The sequence below is a fragment of the Bradyrhizobium sp. th-b2 genome, assembly GCF_000426785.1.
GTDB classification, from domain to species: domain Bacteria; phylum Pseudomonadota; class Alphaproteobacteria; order Rhizobiales; family Xanthobacteraceae; genus Bradyrhizobium; species Bradyrhizobium septentrionale.
Map to the genome: position 1 here is coordinate 164,202 of NZ_AUGA01000005.1, position 22,405 is coordinate 186,606.

General features: G+C 65.0%; 19 protein-coding genes. 11 read left to right on the forward strand and 8 right to left on the reverse strand.

Annotation, left to right across the window (positions count from 1 at the left end; translation table 11 throughout):
• Positions 1-107 precede the first annotated feature (107 nt).
• The 3 genes from K359_RS63240 to K359_RS0110305 form a co-directional block, all read right to left on the reverse strand.
• Positions 108-2,198, reverse strand: coding sequence for a hypothetical protein (locus tag K359_RS63240; RefSeq protein ID WP_051346077.1), 2,091 nt, complete (start codon positions 2,196-2,198; stop codon positions 108-110).
• A complete protein-coding gene (locus K359_RS57200; RefSeq protein ID WP_051346078.1) occupies positions 2,198-2,557 on the reverse strand; it encodes a hypothetical protein in 360 nt (119 codons plus the stop codon). The genes K359_RS63240 and K359_RS57200 overlap by 1 nt, the downstream gene beginning before the upstream one ends.
• 213 nt (positions 2,558-2,770) lie before the next feature.
• The gene (locus K359_RS0110305) at positions 2,771-3,685 is read right to left on the reverse strand and encodes a LysR family transcriptional regulator (RefSeq protein WP_029079270.1); all 915 of its coding nucleotides are present in this window, start codon (positions 3,683-3,685) and stop codon (positions 2,771-2,773) included.
• Positions 3,686-3,812: 127 nt separating this feature from the next.
• Between K359_RS0110305 and K359_RS0110310 the strand changes: the two genes are divergently transcribed.
• The 4 genes from K359_RS0110310 (at position 3,813) to K359_RS0110325 (ending at position 7,213) form a co-directional block, all read left to right on the forward strand.
• Positions 3,813-4,565: an SDR family NAD(P)-dependent oxidoreductase gene (locus K359_RS0110310; RefSeq protein ID WP_029079271.1), complete on the forward strand. Its 753-nt coding sequence runs from the start codon at positions 3,813-3,815 to the stop codon at positions 4,563-4,565.
• Between the two features lie 75 nt (positions 4,566-4,640).
• Positions 4,641-5,339 (forward strand): pirin family protein, encoded by a 699-nt coding sequence (locus K359_RS0110315; protein ID WP_029079272.1) that lies wholly within the window; start codon positions 4,641-4,643, stop codon positions 5,337-5,339.
• 155 nt (positions 5,340-5,494) lie between these two features.
• The gene (gene wrbA / locus K359_RS0110320; RefSeq protein WP_029079273.1) at positions 5,495-6,094 is read left to right on the forward strand and encodes an NAD(P)H:quinone oxidoreductase; all 600 of its coding nucleotides are present in this window, start codon (positions 5,495-5,497) and stop codon (positions 6,092-6,094) included.
• Between the two features lie 171 nt (positions 6,095-6,265).
• Complete coding sequence (locus tag K359_RS0110325) at positions 6,266-7,213, forward strand: DUF5996 family protein (RefSeq protein WP_029079274.1); 948 nt, start codon at positions 6,266-6,268, stop codon at positions 7,211-7,213.
• 23 nt (positions 7,214-7,236) lie between these two features.
• Here K359_RS0110325 and K359_RS0110330 read toward each other — a convergent pair whose 3' ends face one another.
• Positions 7,237-8,424, reverse strand: a complete 1,188-nt coding sequence (locus K359_RS0110330; protein WP_029079275.1) for a GNAT family N-acetyltransferase — start codon at positions 8,422-8,424, stop codon at positions 7,237-7,239.
• 28 nt (positions 8,425-8,452) lie between these two features.
• Positions 8,453-9,400 (reverse strand): cupin-like domain-containing protein, encoded by a 948-nt coding sequence (locus tag K359_RS0110335; RefSeq protein ID WP_029079276.1) that lies wholly within the window; start codon positions 9,398-9,400, stop codon positions 8,453-8,455.
• Positions 9,401-9,593: 193 nt separating this feature from the next.
• Here K359_RS0110335 and K359_RS51610 point away from each other — a divergent pair, with 193 nt between their 5' ends.
• Positions 9,594-10,685 carry a glycosyltransferase gene (locus tag K359_RS51610; protein ID WP_051346080.1) on the forward strand — a complete coding sequence of 364 codons (1,092 nt, stop codon included), beginning with the start codon at positions 9,594-9,596 and terminating at the stop codon, positions 10,683-10,685.
• On the opposite strand, the gene K359_RS51615 is transcribed toward K359_RS51610, so the two are convergent.
• Together K359_RS51615 and K359_RS0110350 are read right to left on the reverse strand one after the other, a co-directional pair.
• The gene (locus K359_RS51615; protein WP_035976405.1) at positions 10,682-11,995 is read right to left on the reverse strand and encodes an O-antigen ligase; all 1,314 of its coding nucleotides are present in this window, start codon (positions 11,993-11,995) and stop codon (positions 10,682-10,684) included. The genes K359_RS51610 and K359_RS51615 overlap by 4 nt on opposite strands.
• Positions 11,992-12,987, reverse strand: a complete 996-nt coding sequence (locus K359_RS0110350) for a glycosyltransferase (protein WP_084518358.1) — start codon at positions 12,985-12,987, stop codon at positions 11,992-11,994. The genes K359_RS51615 and K359_RS0110350 overlap by 4 nt, the downstream gene beginning before the upstream one ends.
• Positions 12,988-13,394: 407 nt before the next feature.
• Between K359_RS0110350 and K359_RS0110355 the strand changes: the two genes are divergently transcribed.
• Complete coding sequence (locus tag K359_RS0110355) at positions 13,395-14,483, forward strand: radical SAM protein (protein WP_035976406.1); 1,089 nt, start codon at positions 13,395-13,397, stop codon at positions 14,481-14,483.
• Between the two features lie 79 nt (positions 14,484-14,562).
• On the opposite strand, the gene K359_RS57205 is transcribed toward K359_RS0110355, so the two are convergent.
• Positions 14,563-15,531, reverse strand: a complete 969-nt coding sequence (locus K359_RS57205) for a hypothetical protein (protein ID WP_051346081.1) — start codon at positions 15,529-15,531, stop codon at positions 14,563-14,565.
• Positions 15,532-15,949: 418 nt separating this feature from the next.
• Between K359_RS57205 and K359_RS63245 the strand changes: the two genes are divergently transcribed.
• From K359_RS63245 to K359_RS0110390, 5 genes are all read left to right on the forward strand, one after another.
• Complete coding sequence (locus tag K359_RS63245; protein ID WP_051346082.1) at positions 15,950-16,876, forward strand: DUF6492 family protein; 927 nt, start codon at positions 15,950-15,952, stop codon at positions 16,874-16,876.
• On the forward strand, positions 16,870-18,312 hold the full coding sequence (locus K359_RS51630) for a lipopolysaccharide biosynthesis protein (protein WP_051346083.1): 1,443 nt from the start codon (positions 16,870-16,872) through the stop codon (positions 18,310-18,312). Before K359_RS63245 ends, K359_RS51630 begins: the two co-directional genes overlap by 7 nt.
• A gap of 58 nt (positions 18,313-18,370) precedes the next feature.
• Entirely contained in the window at positions 18,371-19,132 is a 762-nt protein-coding gene (locus K359_RS0110380; RefSeq protein WP_245284565.1) for a bifunctional 2-polyprenyl-6-hydroxyphenol methylase/3-demethylubiquinol 3-O-methyltransferase UbiG, read from the forward strand.
• Positions 19,129-19,881, forward strand: coding sequence for a polysaccharide deacetylase family protein (locus tag K359_RS0110385; RefSeq protein ID WP_035976407.1), 753 nt, complete (start codon positions 19,129-19,131; stop codon positions 19,879-19,881). The genes K359_RS0110380 and K359_RS0110385 overlap by 4 nt, the downstream gene beginning before the upstream one ends.
• Positions 19,882-20,034: 153 nt before the next feature.
• Positions 20,035-22,353 carry an exopolysaccharide transport family protein gene (locus K359_RS0110390; protein ID WP_029079281.1) on the forward strand — a complete coding sequence of 773 codons (2,319 nt, stop codon included), beginning with the start codon at positions 20,035-20,037 and terminating at the stop codon, positions 22,351-22,353.
• Positions 22,354-22,405: the final 52 nt, after the last annotated feature.

The window sequence follows — 22,405 nt, forward strand, 5'->3', positions numbered from 1 at the left end:
AGCCGCGGCTGTTCCGCATGGTGCAGGAGCGGGACGCCGATCTCAAGCGTCCCGCTCGCCACATCAGATGCGGCCTGACCGACGAGGGAGGCCTGCCAGATTAGGTCCTAGCGCTTGCGCGACGCCTTCCGCGTCTTTGCGACGGATCGCTTCCTGGCCGCGCCGCGCTTGGTCGCGGTCTTCTTGCTGACGGCGGCGCGGCGGACCGGAGCGGCTGCAGCCGGACGCTTGCGCGCCACCGCCTTCTTGAGCGGTTTCCTGGCCGTATTCCTGGCTGCTTTCTTGGCCCCTTTCTTCACCGCCTTCTTCGCTGCTTGCGGGCGCGCACGCCGGGCCGTGGTTGCGCTACGGCGCCGTGCGCCGCCGCTGCCCCCGATCGGAACGATGTGATCGTCGGCATCCAGTGTCAGTTGCTGAAGCGGAAACGCCGGCAGGAAGCTCGGATCATTGTAGAGCTTGCTCAGGTTGTCCTGGTCGAACTTGCCGCCCTGCCCGCGGTCCTCACCGGCGCCGGCGCGCCAAGCGGCTTCCCAGACCCGGGCCAGGGTTTTCGCGCCGTCCTGCATGCAGGCCGCCGTCGCATCCTTCAGCTTGGACCACAGCGTTTCGACCTGGCCGCTGCCCATATGCGAGTTGAACAGGTTCACGATGGTCATCGGCGGCAGCCGCTTGACGGTTCGCTGCATCAGCGCGACCACGGCGACCGCGGCGTCGCGCCCGGTCGGCGTTCCGCCCGGCGCAATCTCCGCGACGTCGCTGGTCCTGGCATCGGGGATCATCTTGATGAGATCCTTGCCGTGGCGGCCGATCATCGTGGTCTCGTACACGCTGTGCACCTTGGCGTGCGACTTGTCGCTCGGATCGAGGCCGTGGTGGAATTGCGAGATGTGCAGCGGCTGGCAGGCATCGCCGATGTAATGCGCGACAATTCCGGCGGCGCAGACGAACTCCAGCTTCCGGTTGGCGGCGGCGTACTCGACCATCTCGTCGAAGATCTGCCAGACCCGGAACGGCAAGGCACCGCGCCGGTCCTCGCCGATCCCCTGGTAATAGTCGTTCCAGACCTTCGGATCGACGTTGCGCGTGGATTCGGCGCAAAGATCGAGCAGCGTCTTGCCGTCGCTGCCCGGTTTGTCCATGTCGGCGAAATGGTTGCTCTCGTCGGTGTGCCGGGTGAAGCGCCAGACCAAATCAGCGACGTCGGCCAGCGGCGAGAACGTGCCTTTCTGATGCGGCTTGAGGTCTTGGAGCAGCTTGTCGTCGAGGCCGATATTGTCGGAGTTGGCTTCCATCATGGTGGCGAGCTTGGGAAGCTTCGCATCGATCAGGCCGGTCGCGTAGGCGCCGATCTTGACGTGTCCCCATTCGCCCCAATACTCGGTATGGCCGGCATTCCAGTCGCCGATCAATTCGACGTCGAGTTCGCGGCACAGCGTTGCCATGCAGATGCCGAGCGCGACCTGCATCGGAACCTTGCCGCCCGATCCGAACAATTCCTGGCCGCCCCATTCCAGCGCCACAGGGCTGAGGATGCGCGCGCCGCCGGCGTTCTTCTTCGCGTCCGGATCGTCGAGAAACCAGACCGTGCCGGAGTCGCCGGGATAGTTGTTGAGCGGCGTGTCGCCGTCGCGCGGACCGATCACGAAATCGCTGACATACTCCAGGCCGCCGACGGTCTTGTAGCGATAGAACAGGCCAACGATCTTGCCCTTCATCAAGCCGCTGGTCGCACCGAAGGCGATCAGCGGCTGGTCGATGATGTCGAGACGGAAGGTGCCGACATTGAGATCGACGACGTCGCCGACCTGGCCGACGCCGTAGACCTGTGCGGTCCAGCCCTTGACGTCATCGACGCGGATCAGTCCGGCATCGAGATTGGCCACCACGCGCGAGCCGGGCCAGCCGGGATAGACCTCGCTGAAGGCGCGCTTGCCGAGTTGCAGCGTATCGCTGACCCCGAGACGACGGTCCGTGTTCTTGAAGCCGGCGAAGATCTCCCGTCCGGCCGCGCCGACCACGTGACGGTTGGACAACGCAAACACCGTCTCGCCGTTGGTGACGAGGCAGCCGATCGAGCCGCGATGGATCTTGCCCTGGATCGTGGTCTGAACCGGAAAGCCGCCGCCGACCAGATCGCTCTTGAACACCGGCGGGTCGACGGTGCCGGGGCTTTCCTCGTTCGGATCGACCTTGACCATCAGGTGGGCACGACACGGCCATCCGGCAGGTACAGGAACGGCGGCACCAGCTGATCCTGCTTCTCCGGATGGTTCTTCAGCTCCGAGCGCTTCATCCAGTCGCGGACAAAGACCAGGATGCAGGGCCACGACCAATCCTTGACCGACGAATTGAACAGCGTGCGCGGTCCGAGCGCCTGCGGCTTGGAGTGGGCCTTTCTTTCCGTTGCATTGCGATCGTTGTCGCGGATCAGATAGCGGCCGATCGCGGTCGCGTAGACCGACTGCAGATGGGCCAGATGCACGTGATAGGCCTCGCGGGCATCGAGCAGGTCCTTCACCGACAATGACGTGAAATCATGCTTGGTCAGGTCAATCATCTGGTTCCTCCGAAAATGCGCTTTGCGGCAACACCGGTTCAGGACGCAGCAATAGACGATCGCGCCAGCCCACGATCGTGGGTTAGTTCACATAAGTTATACAATTTAAAAGGGATGACACGAATGTGACGGATCACACGGCCTTCGGCCGGTCCGCGTGCGGAGTTCTATCTCCGCTGAGCGTGCCGCTTTATTTCCGCTGGGCGCGGCTCTCTATTTGCGCTGCGCGCGCCCTTTGGCGAAATGCCGGGCGAGGAAATCGGCGAGCACCTCGACACGGGCGGGCCGCGGACCGCCGGGCGGGGTGACGAGATGCACGGCGCCCTCGGGCTGCTTCCAGCCCTTCAGGATCACCTCGACCTCGCCGCTTGCGATCGCATCGCCGACGATGAAGTCGGGCAGATCGGCGATGCCGAGGCCGGCCAGCAGCGCCGGCATCACCGCCTCGCCATTGTTGACCCTGAGCTGACCGGCGGGCCGCACGCTCGCCTGCTCGCCCGACGCGTTGGTGTAGTGCCAGACGCCCTGGGTCGAGAGATAGGCGTAGCCGAAGCATTTGTGCTCGGCGAGATGCATCGGATGGGTCGGCCGGCCGTTGCGCTTCAGATAGGACGGCGCGGCCACCGTGTAACGCGGCATGCCGCACAGCCGCCGCGCGATCAGCGACGAATCCGGCAGCCGCGCGATGCGCAGGCCGGCGTCAAAGCCCTCGCCGATCAGATCGACCGTCGCGTCGCTGAGATGCAGGTCGATCGCGACCTCCGGATACGCCTCCATGAATTCCGGCAGCAGCGGCGCCACCGTCTTGATGCCAAAGCTCATCGGCACCGCGAGCCGCACCAGGCCGCGCGGCGTGGTCGATTGCGCCAGAGCCTCGTTCTCGGCGGCCTCGCCGTCGGCCAACAGCCGCGCGGCCCGCTCCGACAATTTCTGGCCGGCATCGGTCAACGCCAGCCGCCGCGAGGTGCGGTTGAACAGCCGCGCGCCGAGCCGCTCCTCGAGCCGGCTGACCGCCTTGGACACCGTCGCCTTGGACAACGAGAGCTCGGTCGCGGCCGCCGCAAACGACCGTAACTCCACGACTTTTGCGAAGATCGCGAGCGCCTCGAAGTCCGGAAGTTTCGCCATTGGCAGCTGTCCCGATTGCTCAGTTTGGAAACAATGAGTTTCAATAGTTTCTATTTCTATACCACAGCCGGAGGCATATCCAAGTGCCATCAAATTCAATCGCAAATTCAATCGATGGAGAAATCCAATGACCAAGAAGCTCTCCGGCAAGGTTGCCCTCGTCACCGGCGGCTCGCGCGGCATCGGCGCGGCGAGCGCCCGCGCGCTCGCTGCGGAAGGCGCCAACGTCGCGATCAGCTACGTCGCCTCTCCCGAGAAGGCCGAGGCCGTCGTCACTGAACTGAAGGCCAAGGGCATCAACGCCCGCGCCTACAAGGCCGACCAGGCCTCGTCATCCGATGTCGATCAGCTGGTGAAGACCGTCGCCAAGGATTTTGGCCGGCTCGACATCCTCGTCAACAACGCCGGCGTCGCGTCCGGCGGTGCGGTCGACGATCCCAAGGCCGATACCACCACGCTCGCCCGCCAGGAAGCGATCAACATCGACGGCGTGATCACCGCGATCCGCGCCGCCTCGAAGCTGATGGGTGAAGGCGGCCGCATCGTCACCGTCGGCTCCATGCTGGCCGACCGCGCCTCGTTCCCGGGTCTTGCCGACTACGTCGCCACCAAGGCCGCCGTCGTTGGCTACACCAAGGGCGCAGCGCGCGACCTCGGACCGCGCGGCATCACGGTGAATGTGGTGCAGCCGGGCTCGATCGACACCGACATGAATCCGAAGGACGGCGGCGAGTTTGCCGAGACGCAACGCTTGCAGCACGCGCTGCAGCGTTTCGGCCGGCCGGAGGAAGTTGCCGCCGGCGTCGTGTTCCTGGCGAGCCCGGACGCCTCGTTCGTGACCGGCACCGTGCTCAACGTCGACGGCGGCTTCGGCGCCTGATCGCAAAATTTTCTGGAGACGCCGGGTGAAGCCCACCCGGCCGCTGCGCAACATCGAAAATCAAGGGGAATGACCATGATCGAACTGAGACCATTTGCAGAGCTTGGCGGTGCCGACCACGGCTGGCTGAAGGCCAAGCATCACTTCTCGTTTGCGAGCTACTACGATCCCGAGAATGTGAGCCACGGCGCGCTGCGGGTGTGGAACGATGACGAGATCGCGCCCAACTCCGGCTTCCCGGCGCATCCGCATGCCAACATGGAGATCATCACCTATGTCCGCGAAGGCGCGATCACGCACCAGGACTCGCTCGGCAACAAGGGACGCACCGAAGCCGGTGACGTTCAGGTGATGAGCGCCGGCAGCGGCATCCGCCACTCCGAGTACAATCTGGAGCCGTCGAAGACCAAGATCTTCCAGATCTGGATCGAGCCGACGACGAAGGGCGGCCATCCGACCTGGGGCTCAAAGCCGTTCCCGAAGGCGGACCGCTCGGGCAAGCTCGTCACGATCGCCTCCGGTATTGACGGCGACAACGACGCGCTGCCGATCCGCGCCAATGCGCGGGTGCTCGCCACCACGCTGAAGGCCGGCGAGAGTGCGGAATACGCCCCCGACAAGGCCCGCCACCTCTATCTGGTGCCGGCAGCCGGCAGCATCGAGGTCAACGGCGTCCGCGTCAATGCGCGCGACGGTGCCGCGATCCGCGACGAGGCCAAGCTGAAGATCACCGCGCTCGAAGATGCGGAGCTGGTGCTCGTCGACGCAGCCTGAGTCTCTCCACTCCGTCATGGCCGGGCTTGACCCGGCCATCCATCCCTCTTCGAAAGAGTCTTTCAAGATTGATGGATTGCCGGGTCAAGCCCGGCAATGACAGCCCTTAGACCAACTCCCCCAACCTTCCCCTACCCAACCCAAAGGAGGCCATCATGGCCAAGGTTCTCGTCCTCTATTACTCCGCCTACGGTCACATCGAAGCGATGGCGAATGCCGTCGCGGAAGGCGCGCGCGAAGCCGGCGCCACCGTCGACATCAAGCGCGTGCCCGAGCTCGTGCCGGCGGAAGTCGCCAAAGCCTCGTATTACAAGCTCGACCAGGCCGCGCCGGTCGCAGAGATCAACGATCTCGCCAACTATGATGCGATCATCGTCGGCACCGGCACCCGCTTCGGCCGCATGGCCTCGCAGATGGCCAACTTCCTCGACCAGGCCGGCGGGCTGTGGCTCAAAGGCGCGCTGAACGGCAAGGTCGGCGGCGCCTTCACCTCGAGCGCGACCCAGCATGGCGGCCAGGAGACCACGCTGTTCTCGATCATCACCAACCTCCTGCATTTCGGCATGACGGTGGTCGGCCTCAATTACGGCTTTGCCGGACAGATGAAGCTCGACGAGGTCACCGGCGGCGCGCCCTACGGCGCCACCACCATCACCGGCGGCGACGGCAGCCGCCAGCCGAGCGAGAACGAGCTCGCCGGCGCGCGCTACCAGGGCCGCGCGATCGCGGAGGCCGCCAGGAAGCTGCACGGCTAAGCTTCACGGTTAGGTTTCACGCCTGACTGGCTGGTTGACGCGATTAGGGCGGCACTCGTTGAAGATTGCCGCCCGATCTGCTGCTTTCGGAAACGCCAGTTCCCGAGGTCATCGAGACTGTTTTCGTGATATGCCGTCAGGCTTCTTGTCGGCGCAGCCCCGAGGTTTGCCATGACCAACACACAGAAGACCCGCTGGCCGGAACTGCCGACCGCGGCGTGGCGCGACAGCTGTGCCACCCTCCAGCTCTTCACCCAGATTGCCGGCAAGATCCGGCTGGCGAAATCGCCCTGGCTGAATCACTCCTGGCACGTCACGCTCTATGTCACGACGCGCGGGCTGACGACCTCGCCGATCCCCGACGGCGACCGCACGTTCCAGATCGACTTCGATTTTATCAATCACATGCTCCGCATCTCGACCAGCGACGGCACCGAGCGGCAATTCGCGCTGGCCGGTCAAGCGGTCGCGAGCTTCTACGCGGCGACCATGACCAATCTGAAGGACCTCGGCGTCGATGTCGCCATCGACGAGATGCCGAACGAGCTGCCCGACCCGATCCGATTTTCGCAGGATACGCAGCATGCCTCGTACGACGCGGATGCCGTGCGCCGGTTTCACCAGATCCTTGTGAACTGCGACCGCGTGTTCAAGCAATTCCGGACCGGCTTTCTCGGCAAGGCGAGCCCGGTGCACTTCTTCTGGGGCAGCTTTGATCTCGCGGTGACGCGCTTCTCCGGCAAGACGGCACCGCGGCATCCTGGCGACGTGCCGCATTTGCCCGACGCGGTGGCGCACGAAGCCTATTCGCACGAGGTCAGCAGCGCCGGCTTCTGGCCGGGCGGCGGCGCAATCGATTATCCCGCATTCTATTCCTACGCCTATCCGGAACCCGCGGGCTATCGCAGCACGCCGGTACGGCCCGACGCTGCATTCTTCAGCGAAACACTCGGCGAATTCATCCTGCCATACGACGCCGTGCGGATGGCTGCAGATCCGGACAAGGCGCTGCTCGAATTCCTGCAATCGAGCTATGAGGCTGCGGCCATCAACGCGAACTGGGACCGTGCTGCACTGGAATGCCCACAGGGCCTGCCGGGCGTGGTCAGAGGGGTCTAGCGCTCGCGCGCCGCACCAGTGGCTCAATCCTCCTCGCGCGACGGCGTCGACTTGCCGAGCGCCTCTTTCAGCCGTGCTGAGAGTTTTGGATAGCGATGCATCGCCAGCACGGCGCGGTCACGCAGCGCCTGCGGCTGTCCGCGCCAGCTCAAGGCGGCACCAAGATCGACCAGCGGCGTACGCTGCGGTCCGAACCGTCGCTTGTAGCTGTAATTGCCGACCGAGAACTCGAATTCCCGCACGCCGTCCTTGTGCAGCGCCTCGATGGTGCGATCGATGATCAGCCGGCCCGGCGAGCACATCGACCATTTTTCGCCCGCATTGCTGATGCGGATCATGATGTAGCGCGAGCCGGTGCGGATGCCGAGCAGCGTCGCCACCACCTCGTCGCGCGTCGTCAGTGCGGTCATCACCGCATAGCCACGCGCAGTGCCTTCGCGCACGAGGTCGCGATAGAAGGCGGTGGTGTCCGCATCATCGAGCACGTAGTTGAGCCCAAGGCCCAGCAACCGATCGCCCTGCTGCACTTCCGTGACCGAAAGGAGCTGCAATGCCTCGTCAGTGTCGGCCGCGAATTTGAAGGCCGCCGACGGCTCACGCGTGAACACGCGCCAGCTCCGTTCCAGCTCCTTGCGGACCTTGCGATCCAGCTCGTAGCGCCAGGCGTTGTGGTCGTCGCCGATGGTCAACAGATTGCCGTTGACGAGCGACGGCCCGACGCCGTCGAGCAACGCCAGCGGATTGGATCGCGCCGCGAACCTGACCGGCATCTTGCGAAAACGGATGAGGTCGGCACCGCCCTGCACCTTGCGCAGCGCCGCCTTCAGGTCGCGCCAGAACTGCCTGGCGGCGACGTCGTCACGAGGGGCGGCCGGGCCGAGCAACGGCGCGTTGAAGTCTGTGAGGTTGAGATCGGCGAATTCGATGATGCGCAGGCTGCCCTGGCGGTGACGGATCAACGGCAGCAGCGCGGCGCGCTCACCGGTCGCAGCATCGCTGACGATGGCGATCAGCGGCGCGACGCCGTCGGTGGCAAAGGCCCGGTACCACGACGCGTACCATTGCGGATGCTGGAACGCGGTGAGCGGATCGAATGCCCCCCAGCGGGCGGCGGCCTGTGCCCAATCGTCAACCAGCTCGACCCGATAGCCGACCGCATAGGAGGAGACCCGCGCCCCGGATTTCTCAACCGCTGTCGTCAATACTGTCATTCCAGCACCTGCTTCCGGCGCAACGTTGTTACGCCGCTTCCAACGCCGCCTTGGGCAGGTCGACGATCTTGCCGAGATCGCGCTCGTCGAGACGGAAATCGATCTGGCGGCGCACCGCGCGTTCGCGCTTCACCCATTTGCCGTCGCGCAGCAGCTTCTGCATCACCTGCTTGGCGAAGAAGGTGGGACCGCGGATGCTGCGGCTGCGCGGCGCGTAGCCGAAGCGATGACGCAGCATGCCGTTGGCCAGATGCAGGATCTGGGCACGGCGGATGTCGTCGTTGACATAGGAGATCGTCATCGAGATGTTGACGGTGTCGAGGTTCTCGACGCGGTGCGGCGCATTGAGCGGCCAGTTCAGCATCTGGCCGGGTTCGAGATCGATCACCTGAGCGTGCCAGTCGTACCAGGGCTCGTAGGGGATATCGACCTCGACATCGAACAGCGCGATGTTCTCCAGATGCTCGGGCCGGATGAACGGCTGCGTGTTGGGATAGATATAGACCCGCTTGCGGCCAGCGATCTGCACCAGACCCTGCCCAGGCAGATCGGCGTGATAATAGACCTGCGCGTCAGGCGACGAAATCAGGATGCCGGCCTGATGCGTCGGCGCGTCGAAACCCGGGACCTTGGCCGCGATCTCGCCGAACATCCGCTCGATCATGTCGCGATAGCGGTGATCGACCGCGGTAACGTTGCGCAGGTTCAGCCACAGGCCGCCGCGCGAGATCGCCTCGATCACCTGCTGGCCGCGCAGCCTGCCGATCTCGCCCTCGCGCCAGACGCGGCTCGATCCCCTGGCGCCGGTCTTGACCAGGCTGTAGTGCTCACGCGGATAGTGCTCGATCAATTTCGCCAGATCGTCCATCGAGAACGCCGGCTGCTTGTGCATGGTGTGCTCGAGCCGGATCGGCTGATGGCTCCAGAGCTTGGAATGGTTGTCATCCCAGTTCGTGAAGATCTTGCCCGTCGTCATGGTCGCACTCCTGGCTGCTGCACCGTTTCGCTTCATCCGATGTCCCGTTCCGGGACGCGCCGGCAGCTCATGAGCGGGAATTGGCAAGAAGGATGCCGTCGCGTATGTCCGCGCGGTTACCCGAAGCTAATGTCTCGCCGATATGGCTAACCGCGATTTTTCCGGAGCCGGCCGCCAAGGCCGACAGCACTGAATGGCCGAAAAACCCCGATATCGCGCGCTGTTTCTCGGCGCCGGACCGCAGATGCACTGCGGGGTCGGGCAATTCACCTGCCTGCTGCAGCAGACGATCGAGAAGATCGAGCCCGGCGCTAGCACGGCGTTAACCCTGACCCAGACCGGCGGCACGATCGCCGAGACCTGGCGTGCGGTCGGCAGCGCCGACAGCGTGGTCTGCAACTTCCCGATCGTGGCCTGGAAGCGCGTGATCCTGCGGCCGCTGCTCGCGCTGCTGTTCGCCCGGCTGCGCCGCCGCAAGGTTGTCCTGATCCAGCACGAATGGGCCGGCCTCAACGGCATCCGGCGGCTGACCTACATCCCCGCATTGTGGCTCGCCAATACCATCGTGATGTTCTCGCCGCTGGTGCGCCGCGAGCTCGCCGACGATCCGATCATGCACGGCATGGTGCGGAAATGCGTGCTGGCACCCCTGCCGCCGAACATCGCAGCGCCGGCGGACACGGCGGATTCGATGCTGCTGCAGCGGCTGGTCGCGGCACGCGGCGACGGACAGCTCGTCATCGGGCATTTCGGCTCGATCTATCCCGGCAAGCAGCCGAACGGGCTGCTCGAGATCGGCGCGATCCTGAAGCAACGGGGCTTGCGGCCCCTGATCGTCTATGTCGGCTCCTTCATCCGCGGCGTCGAAAATATCGAGCAGAAATTCCACGTCCGCGTTGCCGAACTGGGCCTGAAGAGCGACGTCATCGTCTCCGGCTACGTCGCGTCCGATCTCGAGGTGTTCGGCCTGCTCAGTGAGATCGACGTGTTCTGCTACTCGCTGGCCGAGGGCCTCAGCGCGCGGCGGTCGAGCATTCTGGCCTGCGTGCAGTCCGGCCGGCCGCTGATCGTCACCGGCCCGGCGCTGCCGGACGAGTTCGATCACCATCCGCGCTTCAAGGAGCTGATCGACCGCGGCGCGATCCTTTTGGTGCCGCGCGACGCCAACAGCGCGGCCTATGCCGACCAGATCGTCGCGGCGCTGAAGCGACCGACCGCGCAGGTGCCGTTCGATTTCGAGGGCTGGTGGACGGACGTCGCGAACGCAATCCGGGCGCAGCTTTAGGCCCGCATCCGGAACCGGGCAAGATAGTGCAGCCCGAACACCGCGATCAGGAACGTCACCCAGATCGTATCGGCGCGATCCAGAAAGAAGCTCTCCATCGACGACAGATAGAGGCCGAACAGCCAGATGCGCAGGAACAGCATCGTCAGCGGCGCATCATTGCCGCCGAGACCCGCGGCCTGGAAGTCGCGCAGCGGCTTGATGACAACGGCCGCGATCAGCAGCACGAGACCCGGCAGGCCGGTTCCGAGCGCGGTGTCCAGATAGCCATTGTGGCTGTGCGAGGCGTAGCCCGCCCACTCCTTGCCTTCCTGCAGGTTCTGGATCGCGTTGCTGCCCCAGAACGCTTCGAAGCCATAGCCGGTCCATAGCCGCTGGTGCAGCGAATCGAGCGCGAACGCCCAAATGTCGGCACGGCCGGTGAAGGAGGTGTCGAGCGGCATCCGGTCGGCGATCGCAGCCAGCGTATCGCTCATGACAGTGCCGACGCTGAACAGATTGAGCAGCACGAGCGGCGTCAACAGCAGCAGCGCACGCCCCCAGAGCGAGCGGATCACGGGCAGCAGCGAGGTCAGCATCAGCACTGCGACGCACAGCACGATCGCGCTCTTGCCGGCGGTGAAGAACAGGAAGATCGCGGCCAGCACGGCGACCGCGATACCCGACAGCCAGCCGCCGGCGCGCATCAGGTAGATGCCGAGGAAGATCAGCATCGCCATCATCGCGGCGGCGACGTTCTTGTGACCGAACGCGCCGCGCCAATTGCCGGCGAGCGCCGGCTCCTGCGGATCGGTGGCTTGGTGGATCGAGAGGTGCGGCGCCAGGAAGACGCCGAGAAAGCAGGTGACGAGCAGCACCAGGGCGGCGATGCTGAACCAGCGCATCAATTCGCCCTGCGACTTCGGCAGCAGCAGCAGCGTCGCCGTCACCACGATGACGAACACCGAGAGCGCCAGCCGGCGCAGCGAGGTGGCCGGATCGAACGACAGCACGACGGTGACACAGATCCAGCCCCCAAACAGCAGGAAGGCCGGCGTCAGCAGCGACTTCAACGCCGGCAGATTGTCGCGCAGGGTCAGCGCCAGCATCGCGACCATCAGCACGCCGAACAGGCCGTAGAGAAACGCTTCCTTGCCCGAAGTCACCTCGCCGACATAGAAGCCAGAGAGATCGGCGAACGGACGCAGCGAGATCCAGACCAGCAGCAGAATGCCGATGAAGAACGCGCAGCGCACGATATCCATCACCGGCCGGCGCGCGATGTCGGCGATCAGCGCCCGGCTTTCGGTGGTGACGGACAAATCGCTCACGACGCGATCTTGGAGGCCGCGTAGGGCTGCGGCTCGATCCCGAGCACCGCAAGCGCGCTGCCGATGGCGACCACCATCGGATGCATCGCGATCACGGCCTGATGCTCGCGCAGCACGATGCGCGTGAAGCGATACAGCGAGAACGGCACCAGGCAAAACATCTTGGCTTTCACGGCGGCGCGCGACCACACCGTCTGCGCCGCCTTGCGCTCGATGTGATAGTTGATCGCACCGATCCGCAATCCCCGCCGCACGATCCAGCCGAGATTGGTCCGGGTCGAGGGCACGGTCTCGCTGATTGTGGCCTCCGTCACCCAGAAGAAGCGGAAGGCCGCGCGGCGCGCCCGCACGAAGAAGTCGTGGTCGCCGCCGCCGAGGAAATTGAAGCGCAGGTCGAAGGCAGGACTGCCGAGCCGTTCGAACACCACGCGCCGGATCAGGCAATTGCCGCAGCCATAGATCACCGGGACCGGTCCGCTGGCATGATAGGCCGGCGCGAACGCCGGATGGCGCTTGAGCCCGCCCTTGTGCTTGTCGTCGAAGTCCGGCCACACCGGCCCGCCGATGATGTCGGCGCCGGAGGTCTCGGCCGCCTGCACCATCCGCCCCAGCCAATCCGGCGCGGCGACCTCGTCGTCGTCGATCATCAGGAAATTCTTCGCGTTCGGGAATGCCTCGAGCGCGGTCTCGAACGCCGCGTTGATCGCCTGGCAATTGCCCTGCCGGGGCTCGACGATGCAGATGCCACGAAGACGGCCGGAATTAAGGAATTCGGCCGCAACCGGCGCGCTTTCGCATCGCGCGGCATCGTTCTCGACCACGACGACCGCGAAGCCGCGTTCGGTGCTTTGCGCCGCGACCGATTCCAGCGTCAGCCGCAGGTGCTTCGGCCGGCGAAAGCTCGGAATGCAGATCACGGTTTCGACGGAGCAATCGAGCGCGGGCGAGGTGGTGACCCAGGCACGTTCCACGGCGGCAAGCTCTGTCGACATCTCGATGCCCTCCTGGCAATCGCGATCCGCAAAGCGCGCATCATCCCGGCACGGATCGGAATGGGACATGGCCGTCCCAAAGTGACCGACACAGGCGGCAATACGGTCGCGGATCGAACGTTACCGCGACCTCATGGCAAAATCCGCTCCAGCCGCGACGCGCGTCACCGCGACTTCGTCGCAAGGTTAATTTGAAGTCTAATGAAGCAATTTACGCGCGTAGAAGGTCGTGCGAGAGCAGCGCCTCGCGCTCGCGGCCACGCCGTTAGCGAGTCCTTATGGTTAAGGGCCGCCACGCGCACGCGAAGCGCGCTTCAGGCGTCCGGCTGGCATCCAATTTGCTGATGAACCCATAAATCGTCCATCGATCCGACCGCGGCAACGATAACAACCATCTGAGGTTCACCTTGAAAGCGCTCGACCTCGTCTCGCTCGGCACCAAGCATGTCCGCAACGCCTTGTCGGAAGAGCTCTATCTGCGGACCGGACGCGACGTCACGCGCCCGGCCGCGATCTTCGCGGAGGTGGTCGAACGCTGCAATTACAAGTGCCGCTATTGCGACTACTGGCGCCGTCCGAACTATCGCGACGAGATGTCGATCGACGAATGGCAGCGCGCGCTCGCGAGCCTGAAGGAATTCATCGGCGCCTATCACGTCGAGTTCGCCGGCGGCGAGCCCTACATCAAGAAGGGCTTTCTCGATCTCTTGCGGTTCTGTCGCGACAACGACATCCATTGGGGCGTCACCACCAATGGCGGCGCTTATCTCAACAAGAAGATCGTCGCGCAGACCGTCGAGGCGCGCCCGTTCAACATCAACATCTCGATCGACTCGACCGACCCCACGATCCACAATTATTCGCGCGGTGTCGAAAACTCACTGAGCGACATCGTGCAGGGCATCCGCAACGTCGCCGAGCAACGTCGCGCCGAAGGCCTGGACTTTCCGATCATCATCAAGCCGGTCGTGCACAAGCTCAACTTCCGCCGCCTGCCCGAAATGGTCGACTGGATCCAGCAGATCGGCGCCACCGCGCTGAGCTTCCAGCCGGTCGAGCAGGGCACGCAGGAGGTCGAGGACGAACTGTGGATCGGCGAGAGCGAGATGGACGATCTCATCAACGTCCGTGACGAGCTGTTGCGGTTGAAGCGCGCGGGCGCGCCGATTCTCAACGGCGAGGCCGTGCTGCGGGCCTGGCCGAACCATTTCCGCCGCGAGAAGGCGCCGAAGGAAGTGATGCCGTGCCGGGTCGGCATGCGGAACTACTTCATCCGCTCCGACGGGCGCCTCGAAGTGTGCTGGTTCTTCAAGCCGATCGGCAACGTCCGCACCCAGACCGCACGCGAGATCTGGTACAGCGAGGAAGCGCAGGTCCGTCGCAAGGAAACCATCGCCTGCGACAAGCTCTGCCTGTTCACCTGCCTCGCCCAGCGCACGCTGCAGGACAAGCTGAAGATGGGCCTGACGCTGCTGAGCAACACCAAGGCCGCCTGACGCCGCAAGAGAGAAACAACAAAGCGCGATCGTCCACCGGACGGATCGGGCTTTTGCTTGAGCGGCTGAAGGCAGCCAATCAGCCCGCAAACAATTTTCGAAACAGGCTGGCGGATTCCGGAAACTGGCCGTTGTCGATCTGAGTCGGCCACAGACCATCGACATCGAAATAGGCCGCATAGGCGATGGCGGCCTGATTGGCAGCGAACCAGTCGTGCATCTGCTGCACGAAACTGGCGTTGTCGCCGGAATGGCCGACGCCCCATTCCGGATAGCTCATCAGCTTGCCGTGCTTTGCCGCGAACGCGCGTTGCCATTCCAGGCCGAAGGGCGCCTTGAGATAGGAATTGGTCCAGCGCTCGGCCGCACTGCCCTCCGATTTGAAGTCGTAGACGTCGAGGCCGATGAGATCGACGACGTCATCACCGGGATAGGCTGTAGCGGCCGGCATGTCCTGCGATCCCCAGCCCGGGCACCAGTCGAACTTGAAGCTGCCGGAGTGACGACGGAAGATTCCCACCACGCGGCGGAACGCCTCGACGTAGTCGTCCTCATGCCCTCCGGCGAACCAGCCCATGCTGGAGATGTTCATCTCCCAGCCGAGGCGAATGATCGCCTTCGGATGTGCTGCCGCGATCGCGCGCGCGGCCGCCTCGAACTCGGCGTCGTGCGCGCCGCCGGCGACATCGGCAAGCGGCGTGCCGGTGATCGTGAGCGGCACCGACCAGGCCACATTGCGCGCCGGATTGAGCTTCTTCCAAAGCCCCGGCACCCAATCCAGTTTGTGAAAATCCTCCCAGCTGGTCTGGCCGTAGAAGTCGACGCCGAGCACCGACGAGCGCGGCCGGCCGAGCCATGTCTCCCAGGCCTGCAGCACATGCTCGCGGCCGGTTTCGCCCCAGTTGACGAACGCGCCGGCGAACCGCGCCGAATTTGCACCAAGCCGCGATCGGCCTGACGGTGCGGCGCGCGCCGTCGACAGTCCGCTCAGGGCAAGCGCCGCGACGGCGAAGACGCCGCGCCGCGTGAGTCCGCGATCAGTTGGCATGGCGTGCTCCGACAAACTCGCGCGCAGCGCGCGTGCCAAAAGCGCACAGCGCCGACAGCGCTGCTGTCTCGAAATGGACGGATGGCACCGCGTGCGGCCTGACCGCGCCGCTCATCCGCTGAAAATGCCGCCAAATCTGCATGCGCACCTGCCTGCGCCGACCTCGTCGGCAATCGCGCCAGCAACACTGCAATATCCGGGCAACGTCGCGATCCAGCGTCAAAATCGCGCAGCCGGACGTTTCCTTCCGATCCGTTAACCGATGCTGCGCGCCGCCATTTACCATTTCTTAACCATCAGTGCCGTCGATGGGGTCATCAAAATCCTCCGGCACCGATCTTGCTGAACTGGGGTTCAGGACAAGTCTGGCGGCCACGATGTTCCGCCCTGAAACGGTGACGTCGGAGAGAGTTACAAGATGAACCCTGTCGCGTTGCTGACCCCGACCTACGGGCGCGATCTGGAAATCTGCACGCTGCTCTGCGAGAGCGTCGATCGCCACGTCACGTCCTTCTCCAAACATTACCTGCTGGTGCCGGATTGCGACCTGCCGCTGTTCGCGCCGCTCTCCAGCGAGCGCCGCATCATTATCCCCGCCTCCTCCTTCCTGCCCGACTGGCTGCGGCCGCTGCCGCGCATGATCCAGCGCAAGCGCCGGCAGTTCTGGTGGTCGCTGCGCGCCAAGCCGGTGAACGGCTGGCACGTGCAACAGATCCTCAAGATCGCGGCGACGATCGCACTGCCCTATGAGCGGTTCTGCATCCTGGATTCCGACATCGTGTTCTTCCGCGATTTCGATCTCGCGCGCTTCCAGTATCCAAACACGATCCCGCTCCTGAAAATGGCTGACGCCGTCACCGCCGACCAGCCGCGCCATTCGCGCTGGCTCGCGACCAGCCACCAGCTGATCGGCCTGCCGACGCCGCCGTTCCCGGCGCCGGACTTCATCGGGCACATCATCTTCTGGGACAAGCAGACCACCCGCGCGCTCGCCGAGCGGATCGAGGCCGTCTCCGGCATGAGCTGGATCGAGGCGCTGTGCCGGACCCGCGAGTTTTCCGAATATCTGCTGTACGGCTTCTTCGTCGAGAACGATGAGGCGTCTGCGCTGCGTCACTCCGTCGTGCCCAAGACGCAATGCGTCAGCTACTGGGACGATCCGACCCTGAGCAAGGACGAGCTCACACGGCTGCTGCTCCGCGCCAACAGGGACGACGTCGCGTTCTCGATCGCGTCGTTCTCGGGCACGCCGGTCGCGACGATTCGCGAGGTGGTGGCCGAGAGCGACGCCATCCTGGGCTCAATGGCGGCGACACGGCCTGCGGAGCTCGCCGCATCATGCTGATCGGACAGGCCAGCATCAATTTGACCGCCAACGTGCTCTCGGCGCTGCTCGGCCTGTTCAGCGTGTTCATCTTCACGCGGCTGTTCGCGCCGCATGACTATGGCGTCTATTTGCTCGGCGTCGGCTTCGCTTCCGTCATCTCCGTGTTCCTGGTCGGCTGGTTTCGCAACCTGATCCTCAGCGGCCACGGCCGTGACGACGGCACCGATGTCCGCGGCCTGGTGGCGTCGGGCTACCTGATCTGCTGCTTCACCGCGCCGATCGCCTGGCTGCTGGCGCGCCTCGTCGGCCTCGATGCGACCGCCGCGCTGGCGGCCGTCGTTCTCGCAATCGCGATCGGCCTGTTCGAGCTGACGCAGGACCTGCTGCGCGCCCGCCTGCAGGCGCTCTCGGTGATGAAGGCGACGCTGGTCCGCGCCGGCGCCCTGCTCGGCTTCGGCGCCGTCGTCGCGCTGGTCAGCCCGACCGGCTTCCTGCTGCTGCTCGCGGCCGCCTCCGCTTACCTTGTCGCGGTGCTCGTGCAGTCGCGACGTGCATGGCGCGGCACGCCCCTGAACTTCGGCCGTGCCGACCTGCGATCGCTGGCCCGCACCGGCCTGCCGCTGACCCTGTCGCTGACCTTGCTTGCAATCTCAAGCGTGACCGACCGTTTCATGATCGCCAACCTGATCGGCGCGGCCGATGCCGGCAAATATGTCGCAGCGCTCGACCTGGTACGCCAGACCCTGATGATGCCCGCGATGAGCATGGCTGCGGCGTTCTTCCCGATGGCCGTGCAGATCCAGGCACGGCAAGGCGACGCCGCGGTCAGGAGCCACCTCGCCGATTGCCTCGAACTGCTCGCCGGCGTCACTCTGCCGGCCTGCCTCGGCTTTGCGCTGATCGCCCCGCATGTCGCCAACATCATCCTCGGCGTCGATTTCCGCGCGATCGCGGGCGAGATCATGCCGATCATCGCGCTCGCCGTGCTGTTCCAGGTGCTGACGCAGCAATATCTGCATGCGAGCTTCCTGCTGTCCGGACGCAATTCCTTCTATCTGATCAACACCGCCTCGATCATCGCGGCGAATGTGATCCTGTCCTACGTGCTGGTCAGCCTTGACGGCACGGTCGGCGCGGCATGGGCGCGGCTCGGCGCCGACATCACCGGCTTTGCCTGCGCCCTGGTCCTGAGCCGCTTCGCTTTCCGGATTCCAATCCCGCTCGGCCGCCTCGCTCTGATCGTCATCGCGGCACTCGCGATGGCGCTCACCGTCGGCGCGCTCGACCGCGCCCTGCACCTCGCCGATCTGCCCGCCAGCATCGTGCTGATCGGCGCGGGGTTCGCCGTCTACGCCGCGCTCTGCTGGCTGTTCGACATCGCGCGCCTGCGCGGCCGGCTGAAGCAGGGCCTCGCCATGTTCCGTACCAAATTCGCAAACAGCAATGTCGGGTGAGCCGATGACCAAATACCTTGCGCTTGCTACACGTCCTGCTACTCGCACCGAGCTCTTGGTGCCGGTTCCCGCTGAGATCCATCCGGAATCGCTGCTCGCACTGCCGCCCGGCGAGGCCAAGCAGAGCCTGCTCACGGTTCACAGCATCCTCGAAGCCCGGCTGCCGGCCGGCCCGCTGTCGATCTACGAAGCCGGCGGCGGCTCGACCAGCTATTTGCCGCTCGGCGTGTTGCGCCGTGCGCATGTGACCGTCGTCGACATCGACGCCGATCAAATTCGCAACAACACCTATGCGCAGGAAGCCGTCCTGGGCGACATCCAGACCTATCGCTTCGCGCCAGAGCGATTCGACCTGATCATCTGCTACAACGTCATCGAGCACATTCCCGATGTGGAGGCCGCACTGAGCGGATTCTGCGAGGCGCTGAAGCCGAACGGGGTGTTGCTGATCGGCGCGCCGAACCCGAAGTCGCTGTCGGGCATCGTCACGAAATACTCCCCGCACTGGTTCCACGTCTGGTTCTACCGCCACGTCCGCGGCGAGAAGAACGCCGGGCTACCGGGCGAGGCGCCGTTCCCGACCCATTTCCATCCGCTGGTGACGCTGACCAATCTCGAAGCGTTCGTCGCCGAGCGCGGGCTGCAGGTCATCTACCGGAAGAAATACGAGAGCCCGCGCTATCCCGAGATGCGCCGGCGCAAGCCTGTTCTGGCCGCCCTGATCGACGCTGCGGCGAAGGCGATGAACGCATTGCTGCCGGGCAAGATCGACGTCCGGCACGGCGACTATCACGTGATCCTGCGGAAGCTTGGATCATGAACGCGCTGTGGTCGGAAGCCAGGGTCAAGGTCAGCCATCGGCTGGCGATGCATGTGCAGGTCGAGCGTTTCCGCCTGAACAATGCCACGCCGATGGTCACCTTCACCTTTGACGATCTGCCGAAGAGCGCGGCGACGTTCGGCGCCGACATCCTGGAATCCTACGGCGCCCGCGGCACATTCTACGTGTCGGGCGGATTGGTCGGGCTCGACGCGCCGGACTGGACCAGCGGCAGCGCTGACGATGTCGTCTCGCTGCATCGCCGCGGCCACGAGATCGGTTGTCACACCTTCTCGCACCGCCGCGCCTGCGATCTCGATGAGACCTCGCTGGCTGCGGAGATCGCGCGCAATCGCACCTATTTCCATTCGCTCGATCCGACCATGCCGGTCGAGACCTTCGCCTACCCGTTCGGCTACGGCTCGTATGCGCGCAAGCACCAGCTGAAGTCCGAATTCCGCACCTGCCGCAGCATCGTGCCGGGCGTGAACAACGGCGAGGTCGATCTGCAATTCCTCCGCGCCATGCCGCTGATCGACCGCCAGATGCCGCGCGAGCGGATCGACATGGCGTTCGCCGAGGCGGCAAACATGAACGGCTGGTTAATTTTCTACAGCCACGACGTCGCCGACGTACCGAGCCTTTACGGCTGCTCGCCAGATCTCATGACTTACGCGCTGGAAGCCGCGGCGCGGCGCAATGTCCCTGTCTTGACGATGGCGGAGGCGTTTCGATGCGCCCGCGCTTAAACCCTTTGTTTGCCTTTCTGGTGAATAGTCGGCGAATGAGTATGGTTAATTTTTCGTGTCGCGTTTTTTCCGCGTCGTCTCGTGCGCGTTGCGTGGCCCGAAAGAGTGCTCCTCAGCCGATGCGTGCGGCCATTCAGATGGAAGCTGGGGTCGATGCTTAGCTATGACCAGCCGATCAACCGGGCCAGTCCGGAGCCGCGCCGGACCGCAATCCCGGCCGGCTTCAACGTGCTCGAACTGATCCGGCTGCTGTGGGCGCGCAAGGTCGCGATCGTCTCAGTTGCCCTGCTCTGCGCCTGCATCGCGGTCGCGATCGGCAAAAGCCTGACGCCGAAATATACCGCGGGCGCCCAGCTCTATGTCGACCCGCGCGAGTTGCAGCTCGTCGAGCGCGAACTGACCCCGCGCGCCCAGGACGTCTCCGGCCTCTCGATGGTGGTCGAGAGCCAGTCGCGCCTGATCACGTCAAACAATGTGCTGCTGCAGGTGATCCGCGACACCAACCTGGTCAAGGATCCCGAGTTCGGCGGCGGCGGCGCGACCAAGGGCCTGCTCGCATCGCTGCTCGGCCTGTTCGGCATCGAGCCGCGGCAGACCGCGGAACAGCAAGAACAGATCGAGATGAATACGCTCGATACGTTGAACCGCCATATCAACGTCAAGAAGACCGACCGCACCTTCATCGTCGACATCGACGTGTGGTCGCACGACCCGGTCAAGGCGGCGATGCTCTCCAACGCGATCGCCAAGGCCTATCTCACCGAGTCCAAGAAGTCGCAGGCCGACGCGGCGCGGCGCGCCACCCGCGACCTGTCCGGCCGCCTGAAGGAGCTGCAGCAGCGCCTGCGCAACGCGGAAGAGGCACTCGCAACCTACAAGGCGCAGAACAATTTCTTCGGCTCGCAGGATAATCTGCTCACCGACCAGCAGCTCTCGGTCGGCAACCAGCGGCTGGCCGGGGCACGCGCGCTGACGCTCGATGCCCAGGCCAAGTACGACCAGATCGAGGCCAGCCGCCGCGGTTCGATGGATCCGGGCGCGATTCCCGAAGCTCTGCAGTCGCCGACCATCGCCAATCTGCGCTCGCAATATGCCGATGTGAAGAAGCGGCAGGCCGAGCTGCAGGGCGAGCTCGGGCCACGGCATCCGGCGCTGCGTCAGATCGAACAGCAGGTCGAGGATCTGCGACGGACCATCAAGGAAGAGATCGACCGCGTCGCGCTGTCGGCGAAGAACGATCTGACCCGGGCACGCGACTACGAGGCCTCGCTCAACAAGGCGCTGGACGTCCAGAAGCACCAGAGCGTGCAGATGAGCCAGGCGTCGGTGCGGCTGCGCGACCTGGAACGTGAGGTCGATGCCAGCCGCGATGTGTACCAGTCCTTCCTCAAGCGCTCGCGCGAGACCGAGGAGCAGGAAAGCCTCAACACCTCGAGCGCGCGCGTGATCGGCGATGCCACGATCCCGCAGCAGCGGACCTTCCCGCCGGCGATGAGCCTGCTGGCGATGATCGGCTTCATGTTCGGCGGGCTCGCCGCCGCGGCCTGGATCGTTGCCGCCAGCCAGTTGGCGCCCGGCGCCGATCCGATCCGCCCCAAGCTCCAGCCGAAGCAGGATGCCGCACCGGAACGGCAGTCCGTGATCGCCAAGGTGAAGCCGCCTGTGCAGGCACCGCCCGTGGTACAGCCGGCAGCCGTCGCAATCGACAAGCCGGTGATCGAGAAGCCGCTGATCGCCGAGTTGCAGGAGACCGACGTCATGCGGTCGCTCGGCGGAATCCTGAGCGGCGACCATCCCGCCGACGTCACCCATTTCGGCTGGCCGACGCTGCGCACCAGTTCGGCGCTCGGCCCGTTCTCGAACACGATGCGCCAGATCCATGCGGCGCTGGCTGCGGGGGTTGCCCCCGAGACCGTCCCCGTGCTGGCCGTGATCGGCGCAGGCGACGATCCCGATCGCAGCGTCGTCGCGCTCAACATCGCCCTCGTCGCGGCGCGCGACGGCGCCCGTGTCCTGCTGATCGATGCCGACACCACCGCCCACGCCCTGACCGACTGCGTCGCGCATCCCGGCCGGAGCAAGCCGAGCCGCCTTGATTGGCTCACCATCGGCAGCAAGGCGTCCCGCGCCGTCAACACCGCAAACGGCATCGCGATCCTGCCGGCGATCAAGGACAATCCCGCCAAGGGCTGCGAGGCGATCCGGAAGGCGATCGCCCAGGCACGCTCCGCCGGCGGCCATGACCTCGTGATTCTGGACGGGCCGTCCATGCCGTGGGGCACGGACGAACGGCGGCTGTTCGAGGTCGCCGACGGGCTGATCGCCGCGCTGCCGGTGGACCGCGACATCAACGCGTCGATGGAAGACATCATCGCCGCGCTCGGCGGAACCGAACGCAAGCTCGCCGGTGTCGTTCTCAACGAACTGCAGTCCACCTTCGCAGGTCAGCGACACGACAAGCAGTATGCATGAGCGACGCGCCGGCCGCGTCACGTTGTGCCCCGCTCCTGCACCAGCGATCGCG